This is a genomic window from Luteimonas changyuni, from assembly GCF_039548395.1.
Classification (GTDB): Bacteria; Pseudomonadota; Gammaproteobacteria; order Xanthomonadales; family Xanthomonadaceae; genus Luteimonas.
The window spans coordinates 21,797-36,077 of the sequence record NZ_JBCLUZ010000029.1 but is presented as its reverse complement, the minus strand read 5'-3'; the positions used below and the strand labels follow the sequence as shown (position 1 = coordinate 36,077).

At 73.2% G+C, this 14,281-nt stretch carries 15 protein-coding genes; all 15 read right to left on the bottom strand.

Features of this window, described 5'->3' with window-relative positions:
- Nucleotides 1–9: 9 nt before the first annotated feature.
- Entirely contained in the window at nt 10–561 is a 552-nt protein-coding gene (locus tag WCD84_RS11020; protein ID WP_343253600.1) for a phosphatase PAP2 family protein, read from the bottom strand.
- The gene (locus WCD84_RS11015) at nt 539–1,690 is read right to left on the bottom strand and encodes a glycosyltransferase family 4 protein (protein ID WP_343281398.1); all 1,152 of its coding nucleotides are present in this window, start codon (nt 1,688–1,690) and stop codon (nt 539–541) included. The genes WCD84_RS11020 and WCD84_RS11015 overlap by 23 nt, the downstream gene beginning before the upstream one ends.
- Nucleotides 1,691–1,805: 115 nt before the next feature.
- Nucleotides 1,806–2,948 carry an OprO/OprP family phosphate-selective porin gene (locus WCD84_RS11010; protein WP_343281397.1) on the bottom strand — a complete coding sequence of 381 codons (1,143 nt, stop codon included), beginning with the start codon at nt 2,946–2,948 and terminating at the stop codon, nt 1,806–1,808.
- A 142-nt stretch (nt 2,949–3,090) separates the two neighbouring features.
- The gene (gene gspN, locus WCD84_RS11005) at nt 3,091–3,804 is read right to left on the bottom strand and encodes a type II secretion system protein N (protein ID WP_343281396.1); all 714 of its coding nucleotides are present in this window, start codon (nt 3,802–3,804) and stop codon (nt 3,091–3,093) included.
- A complete protein-coding gene (locus tag WCD84_RS11000; protein ID WP_343281395.1) occupies nt 3,801–4,286 on the bottom strand; it encodes a type II secretion system protein M in 486 nt (161 codons plus the stop codon). The genes gspN and WCD84_RS11000 overlap by 4 nt, the downstream gene beginning before the upstream one ends.
- Nucleotides 4,283–5,443 carry a type II secretion system protein GspL gene (gene gspL, locus WCD84_RS10995; RefSeq protein WP_343281394.1) on the bottom strand — a complete coding sequence of 387 codons (1,161 nt, stop codon included), beginning with the start codon at nt 5,441–5,443 and terminating at the stop codon, nt 4,283–4,285. Before gspL ends, WCD84_RS11000 begins: the two co-directional genes overlap by 4 nt.
- Nucleotides 5,440–6,459, bottom strand: a complete 1,020-nt coding sequence (gene gspK, locus WCD84_RS10990; protein WP_343281393.1) for a type II secretion system minor pseudopilin GspK — start codon at nt 6,457–6,459, stop codon at nt 5,440–5,442. The genes gspL and gspK overlap by 4 nt, the downstream gene beginning before the upstream one ends.
- Entirely contained in the window at nt 6,456–7,049 is a 594-nt protein-coding gene (gene gspJ / locus WCD84_RS10985; RefSeq protein ID WP_343281392.1) for a type II secretion system minor pseudopilin GspJ, read from the bottom strand. The genes gspK and gspJ overlap by 4 nt, the downstream gene beginning before the upstream one ends.
- A 59-nt stretch (nt 7,050–7,108) precedes the next feature.
- The gene (gspI, locus tag WCD84_RS10980) at nt 7,109–7,489 is read right to left on the bottom strand and encodes a type II secretion system minor pseudopilin GspI (protein WP_343277929.1); all 381 of its coding nucleotides are present in this window, start codon (nt 7,487–7,489) and stop codon (nt 7,109–7,111) included.
- Complete coding sequence (locus WCD84_RS10975; protein ID WP_343277930.1) at nt 7,473–7,925, bottom strand: GspH/FimT family pseudopilin; 453 nt, start codon at nt 7,923–7,925, stop codon at nt 7,473–7,475. Before WCD84_RS10975 ends, gspI begins: the two co-directional genes overlap by 17 nt.
- 9 nt (nt 7,926–7,934) lie before the next feature.
- The gene (gene gspG, locus WCD84_RS10970) at nt 7,935–8,402 is read right to left on the bottom strand and encodes a type II secretion system major pseudopilin GspG (protein WP_343281391.1); all 468 of its coding nucleotides are present in this window, start codon (nt 8,400–8,402) and stop codon (nt 7,935–7,937) included.
- Between the two features lie 10 nt (nt 8,403–8,412).
- Nucleotides 8,413–9,618: a type II secretion system inner membrane protein GspF gene (gspF, locus tag WCD84_RS10965; protein ID WP_343281390.1), complete on the bottom strand. Its 1,206-nt coding sequence runs from the start codon at nt 9,616–9,618 to the stop codon at nt 8,413–8,415.
- Nucleotides 9,605–11,137 (bottom strand): GspE/PulE family protein, encoded by a 1,533-nt coding sequence (locus tag WCD84_RS10960; RefSeq protein ID WP_449280106.1) that lies wholly within the window; start codon nt 11,135–11,137, stop codon nt 9,605–9,607. The genes gspF and WCD84_RS10960 overlap by 14 nt, the downstream gene beginning before the upstream one ends.
- Nucleotides 11,098–13,236, bottom strand: a complete 2,139-nt coding sequence (gene gspD, locus WCD84_RS10955; protein ID WP_343281388.1) for a type II secretion system secretin GspD — start codon at nt 13,234–13,236, stop codon at nt 11,098–11,100. The genes WCD84_RS10960 and gspD overlap by 40 nt, the downstream gene beginning before the upstream one ends.
- Nucleotides 13,233–14,078 carry a type II secretion system protein N gene (locus tag WCD84_RS10950; RefSeq protein WP_343281387.1) on the bottom strand — a complete coding sequence of 282 codons (846 nt, stop codon included), beginning with the start codon at nt 14,076–14,078 and terminating at the stop codon, nt 13,233–13,235. Before WCD84_RS10950 ends, gspD begins: the two co-directional genes overlap by 4 nt.
- Nucleotides 14,079–14,281 lie beyond the last annotated feature (203 nt).

The window sequence follows — 14,281 nt, the reverse complement described above, 5'->3', positions numbered from 1 at the left end:
ACTGGACCCTCAGGACAGGCCCGGCACGTGCGAGCCCAGCCACAGCGCGCCGCCGCCGAGCAGCGAGCCGGTCACGGTGGCGGCGAGCACGTCGCTGGGCCAGTGCAGGCCCAGCACCACGCGCGACAGGGCGATCATCGCGGTGAAGGGCAGCAGCAGCCAGGCCAGCTGCGGGTAATAAGCCAGGGCGACGATGGTGAACGAGACCGCGTGCAGGGTATGGCCGGAGGGGAAGCTGAACTCGTCCAGCGGCGCGATCCAGGCGCGGATGCGGACGTCGGCGGCAAAGGGCCGCGGACGCCGCGTCCAGCGCTTGAGCATCTTGTAGAGCAGCAGCGCGATGGCGCCGGTCGCGGCCATGTGCGCCGAGGCGCGCAGGCCGTCGAGGCCGTCCACCAGCACCATCGCCGTCATCAGCAGGTACCAGGCCGCTCCGTCGCCGGCACGGCTGACCGCGGAAAAGACGCGCAGCACGCCGCCGCGCGCGCACCAGCCGTTGGTGCGCAGGCAGAGGAAGCTGTCGGCCGTAACGCGCCGGTCAGGCGAGGGCAGGGTGGGCATCGGCGTGGCTCCGGTGGCGGGCGATCCCCCGCAGGATGGCGTCGAAATCGGCGGCGACCTGCGCCGGCCGCAGCGGCTGCACGGCCAGGCGCGCGCCGTGGCCCATGTCGCGGCGCGAGCCGTCTTCCAGCGAGAGGCGGCAGGCGGCATCGATGAAGGCGGCTTCGTCGTGCGGCTCGATCGCTGCGCCGTGGAGGCCGTGGCAGAGGTGTTCGGCCGCGGCGCCGTAGCGGAAGGCGACGGTCGCCACGCCGCTGGCCATGGCTTCGATGGTGACGTTGCCGAAGGTCTCGGAGAGGCTCGGGAACAGGAACAGGTCGGCGCTGGCGAAGTGGCGGGCAAGCTCGTCGCCGCGCTGCAGGCCGCAGTAGATGAAGTCCGGATTGGCCTCGCGGATCCGAGCCAGCTCCGGGCCTTCGCCCACCCAGACGAAGCGTGCGTCCGGCCGCAGCTCCTGCAGCCTGCGAAAGGCACGGACCGCGAGGTCGAGGTTCTTTTCCGCGGCCACGCGGCCGACGTAGGCCACGGCGAGGTCGTCCGGCCCCAGGCCCCAGCGGGCGCGCAGCGCGCCGTCGCGGTGCGCCGGGTCGAAGCGCCGGGTATCGACCGCGCGCGGCAGGTGCACCACGTGCTCGAAGTCCAGGCGGCCAAGCCCGGCGCACAGCTCCCTGGTCGGCACCAGGGTGGCGGCGGAGCCGTTGTGGAAGCGCCGCATCCATGCCAGCGCGACCGGCTGCATGAACGCCGCGCCGTAGTCGCGCATGTAGTGGTCGAAGCGGGTGTGGAAGCCCGAGGCCACCGGGATGCCGAGCGCCCTGGCGGCGCGCATCGCCGACCAGCCCAGCGGCCCCTCGGTGGCGATGTACACCGCGTCCGGCCGCTGCCGGCGCCAGCGGCGGCGAAGCTTCGCGACCGACGGCAGGCCGAGGCGCAGGCCGGCATAGAACGGCACCCGGATGCCGCGGGCCAGGACGTGGCCGGTGGCCCCGGCCTCACCGCGATGCTGCCGCGGGCGCACCACCTCGACCTCGTGGCCGCGGGCGCGCAGACCGCGCTCCAGCTCCTGCACGGTGAGCGCTACGCCGTTGACTTCCGGCGGATAGGTCTCGGTGACGATGGCGTAGTGCATGCGGGGCTCCGGTTTGACCGAAGCCTGGCGCCTGGCGGTGTCGCCCCTGTTGCAGCAATGTGACCGCCGTGTGACCCGGTTCGCTGCCTGTCCGGGACCTGCGTGCGAATGGCGCCTACCAGTGCAGCTGCATCCGCGCTTCGACAATCGACGGATCGTCGCTGACCACGGCGCCGCTGGCGGCGTCGGTCCGGCGGCTGGCCACGTCGACGTAGTTCAGCGCCAGCTTGGCGTTGCTGCGCCAGTACCAGTTGACGCCCACGGTCCAGGCCTCCATGCGGCCGCCGCGGACGGCGCCGTCGTCGAGGTCGAGCTGGTCGTAGCGAAGCCCGAGCTGCCAGAGCCCGTTCTCGCCCACCTGCGTGCGCGGCAGGCCGCCCCGGTAGTCCCAGGTGCTGCCGCCCGGCGTCCACACCGCGCTGGCGTAGCCGCCGCTGGTGTCGTAACCGGAGGCGTCGATGCGGTCGCCGCGGGCGAGGAAGTACTCGCTCTGCAGCTTCAGCGGGCCGCGGATCCACAGCGCCTCGAGTCCGGTGGTCGCCAGGCGGTCGACGTCGGCCATCGGACCGCTGTCGACCAGGCGTTGGGCGAAGTCGGCGTTGGGGCGCGCGCGCAGCCGCAGCTGGTCGCTGTCGGTATCGCGGTCGACATGGCTCAGGCCGAGATGCAGGACCTGGCCGTCGTCGCGGATCGGCGCCCACCAGGTGCGAAGGCCGTAGCCCGCGCCGTGCGCGTCATGGTCGAGGTTGCGTCCGAACCAGCCCAGCGTGGCGCCGTGGCCACCGGCGTCGTAGCTCCAGCTTGCGCCCAGGCGGCGGCCGGTGGCGAAGGTGCCGGTGGCGGCCGACTTGGCGATGAAGTCGTTGTTCCTGGTCGGGGACAGCTCTTCCAGGCCGTTGAGCTGCTTGGACTGGCCGAGCAGCAGGGTATGGCTGGGGCCCTCGTCGCCGCCGAAGCGCCAGGACAGGTTGTTGTCGAGGTAGTTCTCGCCCTCGACGTCGTAGCCCAGCACCCACGACAGGTTGCCGGGGCCGCTGCCCTTGAGCACCAGTTCGAAGCGGCGCACGCCGGTGGCGCGGTCGCGGCCGTCGTCGCGTCCGTCGAGGTCCATCACGTCGTTGTCGAACCAGTAGCCGTCGACCTGGAACATGCCTTCGAAGGCGACGTCGGAGCCGGCGACGGTGCCCAGCGGGATCTCGGCGTGGGCGGGAAGGCAGCAGGCGGCGGTCAAAGCGATCGGCAACAGCAGGAGTTTCATCGGGACGTCATGATCCGGTCATGGGAGCGCGGCGGAGTTTAGCGCGCGTGCCGTGAGCAGCCCCTGGAACGCAGCGTGTGGCGTCGGCGGGGCCGGTCGCACCCGCAGACAGTCGCCCAGCCGCGCCCAGCGGCCAGGCCGCTCAGCCGCCCAGTTGGCCCGTGTCCACGCGGCTCAGGCCGCCCGGGGCCTCCTGGAAGCCGGCGGCCTCCAGCGCCAGGCGCAGCGCGGGCTCGTCGCTCCGGGCCAGCGTCTGCAGGGTGTAGCGCCCGTCGGCTTCGATGGCGAGGGTCGCCTCGAGTTGCAGGGGGCCGCCGGTAGCCTCCGGGAGCAGCGTGAGCGAACCGGTGCGGCCTTCGCAGGCCGGACTGCCGCTCAGCAGCATCGGAGAGGGCGCCTGCCCTCCGGAACCGGTTCCGGGCAGCGTCGCCTCGATCCGTACGCGGCCGCCGGCCTCGCGGCAGGCTTCGCCGTCGAACAGCAGGCGTACATCCTCGAGCGATGCCCGCAGGCCCAGCCCCGGCGGCGCCGGCAGGGGCAGCAGGCCGTTGCCGCCGTCGATGCCGCGCAGGCGCCCGCCGTTGAGCGCCAGCCGCGCCTCCGGCAGGTGCAGCCACAGGCGCTGGCGGCCGGTCAGCAGGGGCAGCGGCGCCAAGCGCGTGCGCACGTCGCCGAACGCCGCGCCGTTCCAGCGCAGCTCGCGCAGTTCGCCGCGCCACAGGCTGCCACCGGCGTCCACCGCCGTCAGCCCCGGGGGCAGCGGCAGGCGCGGCAGCAGCAGCTGCAGCGGCACCGCCAGCAGCAGGGCGACCGCGAAGGCGCCGGCAAACCATGCCGCCAGGCGACGGCCGCTCACGGCGCCGCCCCGCCGAAGCCCACTTCGGCGCGCAGGCCGCCGTCGGCGCGCTCGACGTGGAGCGCCGAGGGGGCGATGCCATCGCGCCCGGCCAACTGGCCCAGCCAGCCATGCAGCGCAGGCGCGGCCACGCGTTCGAAATCGAGCACGAAGGCGCCGTCGGCGGCGCTGCGCCGGCGGCTCGGGCTGAGGCCTGCCTCGCGCACGCTGTCGAGGATCCGCCGCTGCAGGGCGTCGCCGCCCACAGGTGGCGACGGGCCTCCGGAACCGGCCAGCACCGCGACTTCGGCCTCGACCTGGTGCAGGTCGGCGACCGCGCGTGCGTGGCGGGCTTCGGCGCCTTCGCGCATCGCCTGCAGTGGCCACAGCAGGCCGTACCACCAGGCAAAGGCCGCGATCAGCGCGGCCATCACCGTAAGCATCGCGCGCTCGCGCGGTTCGCGGCCGCGCCACCAGCTCCGGATCCGGGCGGCGATGGTCATGACGAGGGCTCCAGGACCAGGCCGGTATGCAGGCCGCCGGGTACGTCACTGCTGCCGCCCTCCACCAGCGTCCACCCGTCCGCGGCCAGCGCGCCGCGGATGGCCTCGATATCGTCGGCCACGGCGTGGAACACGACTGCGCGCAGGCGGTCACCGCGCAGATAGTCGAGCTCGACCAGGTGGGTGCCGGCGCGGCCGGCGACGGCGGCGAACAGCGCGCCGCTCGCGGCCGTGAAGGCGCGCGGCTCGCGCGCGGCCCTGAGCTGGCGCGCGAGCGCGTCGGCGCCGACGCCGTCGCCACCGGCGTTGCCGGGCAGGGCGTCGCGCACCAGGGCCCCGGCGCGCGATTCAAGCGCGTGAGCGGCCAGCTCCAGGCGCAGCGCCTGCGCCGCCACCAGGACCAGGGGTGACGCGACCAGGGCGGCGGCAAGCCAGGCAAGGCGCCGCCACCGCGGCTTGCCTGCCTGCGCCGATGCAGGCGCGAACGCGCCCTGCAGCAGATCGACGTCCGGATGCAGCGCGCGCGCCGCACAGGCCTCCAGGCCCCCCTGGAGCCGCAGCTGTTCGCGTCCCGCCAGCACCTGCGCCGCGAGCGCCGGGGTGGCGCAGAAGGCCAGACCCGGGCCACGCACCAGCCAGCGCTCGCCTGCGTCCAGCACGTGCACCGCTTGCACGTCGTCGGATGGCGCCGGCAGCAGCAGCTGTTCCGGGACCGCGGCGTCGGGACGCAGGCCGAAATCCGCCGGCAGCAGCAGCTGTTCCGGGACCGCGGCGTCGGGACGCAGGCCGAAATCCGCCGCGCGCGCCAGCCACTCGTGCAAAGCCGCGGGCTCCACGGATGCGACGGTGCGGGCGTCACCCGCGGCGCCGGCGTCGAGGGCGACGTGCAGCGAGGCGGGGCGCGCCAGTCGCTCGGCGAGCATCGCCTGCGCCGCCGCGCGTGCCTGGGCCGCGGAGTGCGCCTTCAGTGCGATGTGGTCGATGCGCACGGCCTCGCCGGGCACCACCAGCACGGTGCGTGCTGCGGTGGCCGAGGTCGGCGCCACGGTCCCTGGCGACAGCTCGGCCCGCGACAGCACGCGGCCATCGTCGGCCAGGTCCAGGCAGGTGGCCGATGCTGCGGGATCGGCAGGCAGGAACAGGATGCGGGTGTTCATTCGTCGTGTGTCCATCGGCGCGCCACCAGGCGCGCGGGGCCATCGGAGCCGGCGTCGAGCAGCGCGCTCAGGACCACCTCGGCGCCGTCGTATTCCACTTCTGTCCGGAGCTTGAAGTAGCGGGTGCGCACGCGAAGCTGCTCCAGCACGGGGTTGGACAGCCGCGCCGCCAGTACCGGAGGCCGGGTCGCGAACGCGGTCACGTCGAGCCAGCCGCCGGCCGGACGCGTGGCGATCAGGCGTCGCGCGGCGGCGATGTCGAGGGCGTTATCGCTGAGCATCGCCAGCACCACGGCGTCATCCTCTTCCAGTGTGTTGACGTTCACCGGCGCCAGCGTGCTGTCAGGCAGCGCGCAGACGTGGGGGCGCAGGCGCGCGTAGGCCGCGGCGTCGTGGCCGGCGATCGCGCGCAGTTCGCTGGCTTCGGCCAGCAGCGCGCCCGCGGTGCGGTCGCCCGGGTGGCGCGTGGCATAGGCCGCGTCCTCCGCTCCCGCGGGTCCGGGCAGCTGGTCGCTGTCGATCCAGTCCACCAGGGCGTCGGCCAGGGTGGCGGCCTGCGCGGGATCGAACTCCAGCGCGCGCAGCAGCGCGAGGTACTGGCGCACGCCTGCCTCGCGCCGCGACCATTGCCCGGGAACGCCTTCGACCACGCTGTTGAGATTGAAGCAGGCGGTGCCGTCGTCGATGCGCACGCGCATCGTGCCGCCATCGATCGGGAAGACGAAGGGCCGGCCGTTCCAGTTGCCGGCCAGCGTAGTGCGCCGGTCGCCGGCATCGAGCTGCGCGATGCGCGTGCGCGCCAGCGCCTCGCTGCCCAGCGCGTACCACTGCGCCTGGACCAGCGCCTGTGCGTTGCCGGTGCGGCGAAGGCCGAAGCGGATGTCGTCCAGCACCGCCACCAGCAGTACGGTCATCACCGCCACCAGCAGCAGCACCGTGAGCAGCGCGGCGCCGCCTTCGCGCGCGCTGTGCGCAGCGCGCCCGCGGCCGGGCCGGTGGCGGGCGGAATGGCTCACTGCCCGGTCCCCGGAAGCAGGAAGCGCTGGCGCACGCCGCCGATGGCGTCGAGCTCGAGCTCCAGTTCGATCGCCGCCGGCAGGCCGGTGGTGCCGCCGTGCCAGCCGTCGTTCCAGTGGCCGTCGGAAAGATAGGCCACGCGCGCGGCGGAAACGCCGTCGATCAGCACCCGTGCCGATGGCGGGGTGGCGCCGTCCACGGCCGCGCGCGCGCTGCGCTCCAGGCGGCCGTCGACGATGCGGTATTCGACGTATTCCAGCGATGAGCGCGAGCTGCCGTCCGGGTTCTCCAGGCCGCGACGGACGAAGGCGAACAGCGGTCCCGCCTCGCCCGGACGGCCGCCGATGAAGGCGTCGCGCGCGTTGCTGCCATCGGCGCGCCGTACCATCCGCAGCGCGGCCTGCGAGAGGTCGGCGCGCAGCAGCGCACGCGCGCGCTGGAACTCGCCCAGCCGGTCCATGCGCGCACGCAGCACGCCCTGGCTGTCGACCGTGTAGGCCATAGCGGCGACGCCGGCGGCGGCGATCAGGCCGAACAGCGCCAGCGAAACCACCACCTCGAGCAGGGTGAAGCCGCGGTGCCCGCGCATGGCGCAGGCGGCCGGGCACGCACGGACGGGACGCGCGCATCCTCGCGGGGCGACATGGCTCACTGCGGCACGCTCCGGAACAGCGACACCTCGGCGGCCACGCGCTGCCCGCCGGGCGGCGATACGCTGATGTCGACGCGCAGCAGCGCCGGGTCGGCGGTCGGCGTGGTGCGGCGGCTCCAGCGCCAGGCCAGGCCGCCGGCCTCTTCGCTGCCCGCGGCGTCGCCGGCGAGCGCGCGCAGGTCGAGCGTGGCCGCGTCCACGGCGACGTTGTCGGCGACCACCGCGGCCAGCACCCGCTCCTCGATGGCAACCGCGGTCCGCGTGCTTTCGCCGGCGAGGTTGAGCAGGCCGAGCACGGCCAGCGCGAACACCGCGAGCGCCACCAGCATCTCGATCAGCGAGAAGCCGGCGGCGCGGGGATCAGCGGGCGGTGCCATCGATCTCCACCTCGCCGCCACCGCCCACCGCCACGTGCGCCTGTCGCCCTTCGCGCAGCAGCACCAGGCTCTGCGGCGTGGTCGCGCCGGTGGGGTCGAAGCGGAACGAAACCCCGGCATCGCGCCGCGGAAGCCGCGGCTGCGTGCCCGGCGCCCAGTCCACGCCGGCAAAGGCGCGACCGTCGAGCGGCTGCCAGCCATCGAAGCGCCGGCGCGAGAATGCGTAGCCATCCGCCGTCACCCGGACCTCCACCGTGCGCATGCCGAGGATCGCCTCGTCGCGGGCGTGGCCCAGGCGCGCGGCAAAGGCGTCCGCCTCCTTCGCCAGCGCGTCGTCCGCGGAGGGCAGCGTCAGCGTCACGGCCGCACCGGCCAGGCCGATGACCAGCAGCACCACCATCAGCTCGACCAGGGTGAACCCGCGCGCCCGCAACATGGCCTGGCCTCAGCGCCAGTTGCCGATGTCGGCGGCGTCGCCTTCGCCGCCCTCGGCCCCGTCGGCGCCGAGGGAGAACACGTCGAAGCCGCCGCTGCGGCCCGGCTGGCGGTAGCGGTAGGCATTGCCCCAGGGATCCTCGGGCAAGCGGCGGATGTAGCCGCCCTTGCGGTAGCGCTCGGGGCGCGCCAGCCCGGCGGGCGCATCAAGCAGGGCATCCAGGCCCTGCGGCGTCGAGGGATAGGCGAGGTTGTCCAGGCGGTAGGTTTCCAGCGCCTGCTCCAGCACCGAGATGTCGGCGCGGGCCTTCTCGGCCATGGCCCGGTCCTGGCTGGGCATCACGTTGATCATCACCACCGTCGACAGCAGGCCGATGATCACGATCGCGACCATCAGTTCGACCAGGGTGAAGCCGGCGACGCGATTGCGGGCGCCGCTGCCGGGATGGATGGAAGTGCGTGTGTAGCGACTTTGCATGGGGCCTCCGTCAGCCCGCCACGAGGGCGTTGAATTGCAGGATCGGCAGCAGGATGGCGAGCACGATCACCGCCACCGCCGCGCCAAGCACGATGATGATCAGGGGTTCGAGCAGGCTCATCGCCGCCGTGGTGAAGGTGTTGAACTCGCGTTCCAGGTAGTCCGCCGCGCGGTCGAGCATCGGGGCCAGGCGTCCGCTGTCCTCGCCGCTGGTGGCCATGTACAGCAGGGTCGGCGGGAACACCGCCGCGCGCTTCATCGCGTTCGACAGGCTGCCGCCCTCGCGGATGACGTCCACCATCTGTCCGGTGGCTTCGCGCAGCACGGTGTTGCCGACGGTGCGCGCGGTGATCGCCAGGCCCTCGATCAGCGGCAGGCCGCTCTCGGACATCGTGGCCAGGGTGCGCGCCATGCGCGCGGCGTGGACGTCGCGCAGGATGCGGCCGAGCAGCGGCAGGCGCAGCAGGGCAGCGTCGAAGCGGCGGCGGACGGCGGGCCGGCGGAGCATCCGCGCCGCACTGATTGCAAGCGCGGCGAGCAGCGCCAGGATCGGCAGCCACCAGGTCGCGAGCAGGTCGGAGATGCCGATCACGATGCGGGTCAGCAGCGGCAGCTCGCGGCCCATGGACTCGAACTGCTCGACCACCTTGGGCACCACGAAGACCATCAGTGCGACCACCACCAGCACCGCGGTCACCGCCAGCGCCGCAGGGTAGATCAGGGTCGATACCAGCTTGCCGCGCACCTGCTGGTCGCGCTCGTGCAGGTCGGCCAGGCGTTCCAGGATCGCGGGCAGGGCGCCGGTGCCTTCGCCGGCGGCGACCATCGCCCGGTACAGCGGCGGGAACGCGCGGGGTTCGCGCGCCATGGCGTCGGACAGGCGAAAGCCTTCGACCACGCGGGCGTGGGTGGCCATCACCACGCGACGCACCGGCGCGCGTTCGGACTGGCTGCCGATGGTGCGCAGGGCCTCTTCCAGCGGCGCCACCGCCACCAGGGTGGCGAGCTGGCGGGTGAGGAGGGTCAGGTCCTTGGCGCTGAAGCGGCCGCCAAGGCGCGTCGTCTTCTCCGCGCGTTCGGTGGCGGGCTCGACCCGCACCGGCAGCAGGCGCCGGCCTTCAAGCAGCCGCCGCGCTTCCGACGCATTGCCGGCGTCGAGCACGCCCTCGCGGCTGCGCCCCTGGACGTCGAGCGCGGAGTACTCAAACGCCGCCATGGTCCTGCAGCTCCTGGCGGGTGACGCGCATGGCTTCCTCGAGCGTGGTGTCGCCGCGCAGCACGGCGCTGCGCGCGGCGTCGCCGAGGCGGCCGGCGGCGGTGAAGGCCTGTGCCGCCAGCGCGTCCTCGTCGGCACCGGCGCCGATCAGCTGGCGCATCGGTTCATCGATCTCGAGCGCCTCGTGGATGCCCAGGCGGCCGGCGTAGCCGCTGTGGCTGCACTGCGCACAGCCGGCGGCGCGGTACAGGGTGGCGCCGGCCGCGGCCGGGCCGAGCAGCCGCATGGCTGCCGGATCATCGACCAGCGGCTGGCGGCAGGCCTTGCACAACCGCCGCAGCAGGCGCTGCGCCAGCACCAGGCGCAGGCTCGACGCCAGCAGGAAGGATTCAACGCCCATGTCGCGCAGCCGGGTCACTGCGCCCGGCGCGTCGTTGGTATGCACCGTCGACAGCACCAGGTGGCCGGTCAGGCTGGCCTGCACCGCGATCTGCGCGGTCTCCGGGTCGCGCACCTCGCCGACCATCACCACGTCCGGGTCCTGGCGCAGGATCGCGCGCAGGCCGGTGGCGAAGCTCATGCCGACGCGCGCGTTGACCTGGGTCTGGCCGATCCCGTCGATCGCGTACTCCACCGGGTCCTCGACGGTGAGGATGTTGCGTCGGCCGTCGTTGAGCGCGGCCAGCGCGGCGTACAGGGTGGTGGTCTTGCCGGCGCCGGTGGGGCCGGTCACGAGGATGATGCCGTTGGGCACGCGCAGCGCGCGCTCCAGCGCCGCGCGCACCGGCGGCTCCAGGCCCAGGCCGTCGAGCGTCAGCGTGCCCTGGTCCTTGTCGAGGATGCGCATCACCACGCGCTCGCCGCCGCGCGCGGGAAGCGTCGAGACGCGCACGTCCAGCGCCTTGCTGCCCATGCTCAGGCCGATGCGGCCGTCCTGCGGCAGCCGCTTCTCGGCGATGTCCAGGCGCGCCATGACCTTGACGCGCGACACCAGCAGCGGCGCGATGCGCCCCGGCAGGCGCAGCGCCTCGCGCATCACGCCGTCGACACGCATGCGCACCACCAGCGCGGATTCGAAGGATTCGATGTGCACGTCGGAGGCGCCGATGCGCGCGGCTTCGGCGATCAGGCCGTTGATCAGGCGGATCACCGGTGCGTCGTCCTGCGCGTCGAGCAGGTCGGCGGTGGCGGGGATGTCGCCGGCCAGGGCGTCGAGGTCGCCGGGAAGCTCGAACTCGCCGCTGCCGCCGGTCAGCGCGGCGTCGGCGTAGAGCTCCGACAGCCGGCGGTCGAAGGCGCTGCGCGGCAAGACTTCGACCTCAAGCTCGACGCCCAGGCTCCGCCGCGCTTCCAGCAGCGCCGCGGGATCGGCGTCCTCGCGCAGGCCGACGCGTGCATGCGCGCCCGATTCGCCCATGCCGAGCAGCACGACGCCGTGATGCTTGGCGAAGCCGTAGGCGAAGGCAGGCAGCGCCTCGTTCATCGCACGTGGTCGCCGGTGGTGCTGGCGTCGCCGGATGTCGGCTGGGAAGGCCCGGATACCGGCAAGGGTGCCAAGGCCTGTGCGTCGGCAGGCGCCGATGCCGGCAGGGGCGTCGCTGCGGCGCCGGGCGTCGCGGCAGGCGCAGGCATCGTCGGCGGCGCGGTCCGAAGGTACTCCCGCACCAGCTCGTCCAGCGCGTTCTCCCGCTCGCCCATCACCGGCAGCTGGCTGCGCATGTAGTCCCAGCGCCCGGCGCTCATGGCCTGCGCGTCTGCGGTGCTGCGCACGATGGTGGGACGGATGAACACCATCAGGTTGGTCTTGTCGCGCGAGCGCGAGCGGTGCCGGAACAGGTGGCCGACGATCGGGATGTCGCCCAGCAGCGGCACCTTGGACACGGTGTTGCGGTCGCTCTGGTCGAGCAGGCCGCCGAGCGCGACGATTTCGCCGTTGTCCACCAGCACCCGCGTCTCGACCTCGCGCTTGTTGAGCACCAGCTCGGCGAAGTCGTCGCTCACCGGCCCGGCGATAGAAGACACCTCCTGGCGCAGGGTGAGCGTGATGCCGCCGCCGGCGTTGATCTGCGGCGTGACCTCGAGCTGGATGCCCACGTCCTGGCGTTCGATGGTGCGGAAGGGATTGCTGTTGTTGTCGCCCAGCACCTCGCCGCTGGTGGTCGGCACTTCCTGGCCGACCAGGATCCGCGCCTCCTCGTTGTCGAGCGTCAGGATCGACGGCGTCGACAGCAGGTTCGACGCCGTGTCGCTGTTCACCGCGTCGATGATCAGGCCGAAGGTGGCGTTGTCGTTGCTGCCGGCGATGCCGCCGAGCGCGCCGTTGATGCCCAGCAGTGACTGCACCGCGGCCTGGCGGGCGAGGTCGAGCACGCCGTTGTCGTCGTCATCGTCGTCGCCGCGCGTGCGTTCGGCGGCGTAGCCCGCGGCCAGCGGCATGATCGCGGTACCGGCGCCTGGGTGCTGGGTGGCGAGGAAGGGGATGTTGCTGCCTTCCTTGCCGGCGATCAGCAGCTGCGCGCCGAGGCGGCGCGCGGCGTTGTTGGAGATCTCGACCACGATCGCCTCCACCAGCACCTGCTCCCGGCGCGTGTCGAGCTGGGTGATCACGTCGACCAGCAGGCGCTGGGTCTCCGGATCGGCGTTGATGATCAGCGAGTTCGAGCCCGGATAACGGACGATGGTCGGGCGTTTGCCGGGCACGGCGGTGATCAGCTGTGCGGCATTGGCATCGGTGGCGACACCCACGGCGCTGGCCGCGCTTCCGGTGGCGGATTCGGCGCCGTCGGGCGACTGCCCGACCAGCTGCTGCAGCACCGGCAGCAGCTGTTCCGCGCTCGCGTGCTGCAGGCGCACCACGCGCACGCCGCCGGTGCGTTCGGCGCGGCGGTCGAGCTCGAGGATGGTCTGCACCACGCGCTGCACCGCGGTCGGCGCGCCGCGGACCACGATCGAGTTGCTGCCGTCCACCGGCTGGATCGAGAGCTGGCCGCCGCGGCCTTCGCCACCGCCGAACAGCTGGTTGACCGTCGCCGCCACTTCGCGCGCCGAGCTGTTGCGCAGGGTGACGGTGTCGATGCCGGCGGTGTCGCTGTCGATCTGCGCCACCAGGCCGCGGATGCGGCGGATGTTGTCGGCGTAGTCGGCGATCAGCAGCGCGTTGCCCTGGGGCGTCGGCACCACCACGCCGCCGCGGCCGATCAGCGGCTTGAGCGTTTCGGCGGCGATGCGGGCGTCGACGGTCGACAGCGGCAGCACCTGGGTGGTGAACGCCGAGCCGCTGCCGCCGCCGGGCAGCTGCGCCGCGGCGGTGTCGGGCACCACCCGGTAGGCGCCCGGCCCCGCGCTCACCGCCACCAGGCCGTTGGCGCGCAGCACCGCCAGCAGCACGCCCAGCAGTTCGGCCTCGTCCATGGCCACGTCGCGGGTGATGCTGACGCTGCCCTGCACCGCGGGATCGATGATGAAGGTGGTGCCGGTGGCGCGTGCGACGTCCTGGATGAAGGCGCGGATGTCGGCGTCCTGCGCGCTCACGCCCGCGGTGTCCTGGGCGAAGGCGAAGGGAGCCGGGTGCGCAAGCAGCGCAAGGGCAAGTGCGGCGGCGAGGAGTCGCTGTTTCACGGTGTCTTGGCCTGCAGGGTCGCGCTGCGGATCTGGCCGTCGCGCCGGTAGGTGAGGGAAATGGAGGACGCGCCGGAGAGGCTGTTGGCGAGGTTGGCGTAGCGTTCGGCGTCCAGTGCCTCGTTGTTCACCGACAGCAGCACGTCGCCTGCCTGCAGTCCCGCCTGGCGCAGCACGGCGCCATCGCCGCGCGGGATCACGGTGTAGCCGGTGATCCGGCCATCGGTTTCGTCCGGACGAAGGCCCATCTGGGCGAGCAGCTGCGCCGGGTCGATCGCCTCGTCGGGCGCGTCCGCGGCTGGCGCGGATGCTGGCGCTGTACGCGCGGGTGTCGCGGCTGCCCGCGCCGCTGTCGGGCGGGTTGGCGCGGGGCGTGCGTCGGGCTTCGTGAAGCGGAGTTCGCTGCGGCGCCCGCCGCTGTCGAGTACCACGTGGTCGGCCTGCACCTCGGCCAAGGTCACGCCAGGTGCCACGGCTTCACCGGTGGTGTAGGAGCGCTGCGGGCCTTCGCGCATGGCGATGATGGCGCTGCCACCCGCCGGAGCGGGGCGGAGCGCGAACAGGCGCAGGCCGGAGGCGTCGGCGCTGGCGGTGATGGCCGCGCCGTGGTCGGGGTAGAAGGCGTCGATGGCCAGGCGCCCGGGCTGCTCGCGGAAGACCGTCGCAGCGTCGATCGCGGGCGCGCCCAGCGCAGCGGGCGGCAGCAGCAGCCAGGACAGGCGCGCTGCCTGGAAGGCCAGCAGCACGACGATGGCGACTTCGACGGCCCGCCGCAGGCCATCGGGCCTGCGGAAGCGGTCAAGGGCGGTGCGAACGTCGGGAAGGGAATGGAATGCGGGCACGGGCAAGGGCGTCGTGGCGCAGGATGCTGCGCCCTCGCGACAGCATGCGAAGCTTTCGTGACAGGCTTGTTGCAGCTGACTTATTGGTGTCGTGTTGCCGGGCGCGCTTTGGCGGGACACGCCCCCACGTTGCCCCGCCTGCCCTTCCGCCCTCTTCCCCCGCGGGCGGAGGAAGAGGGCTCGCGCGTCCGGACACTCCCGCA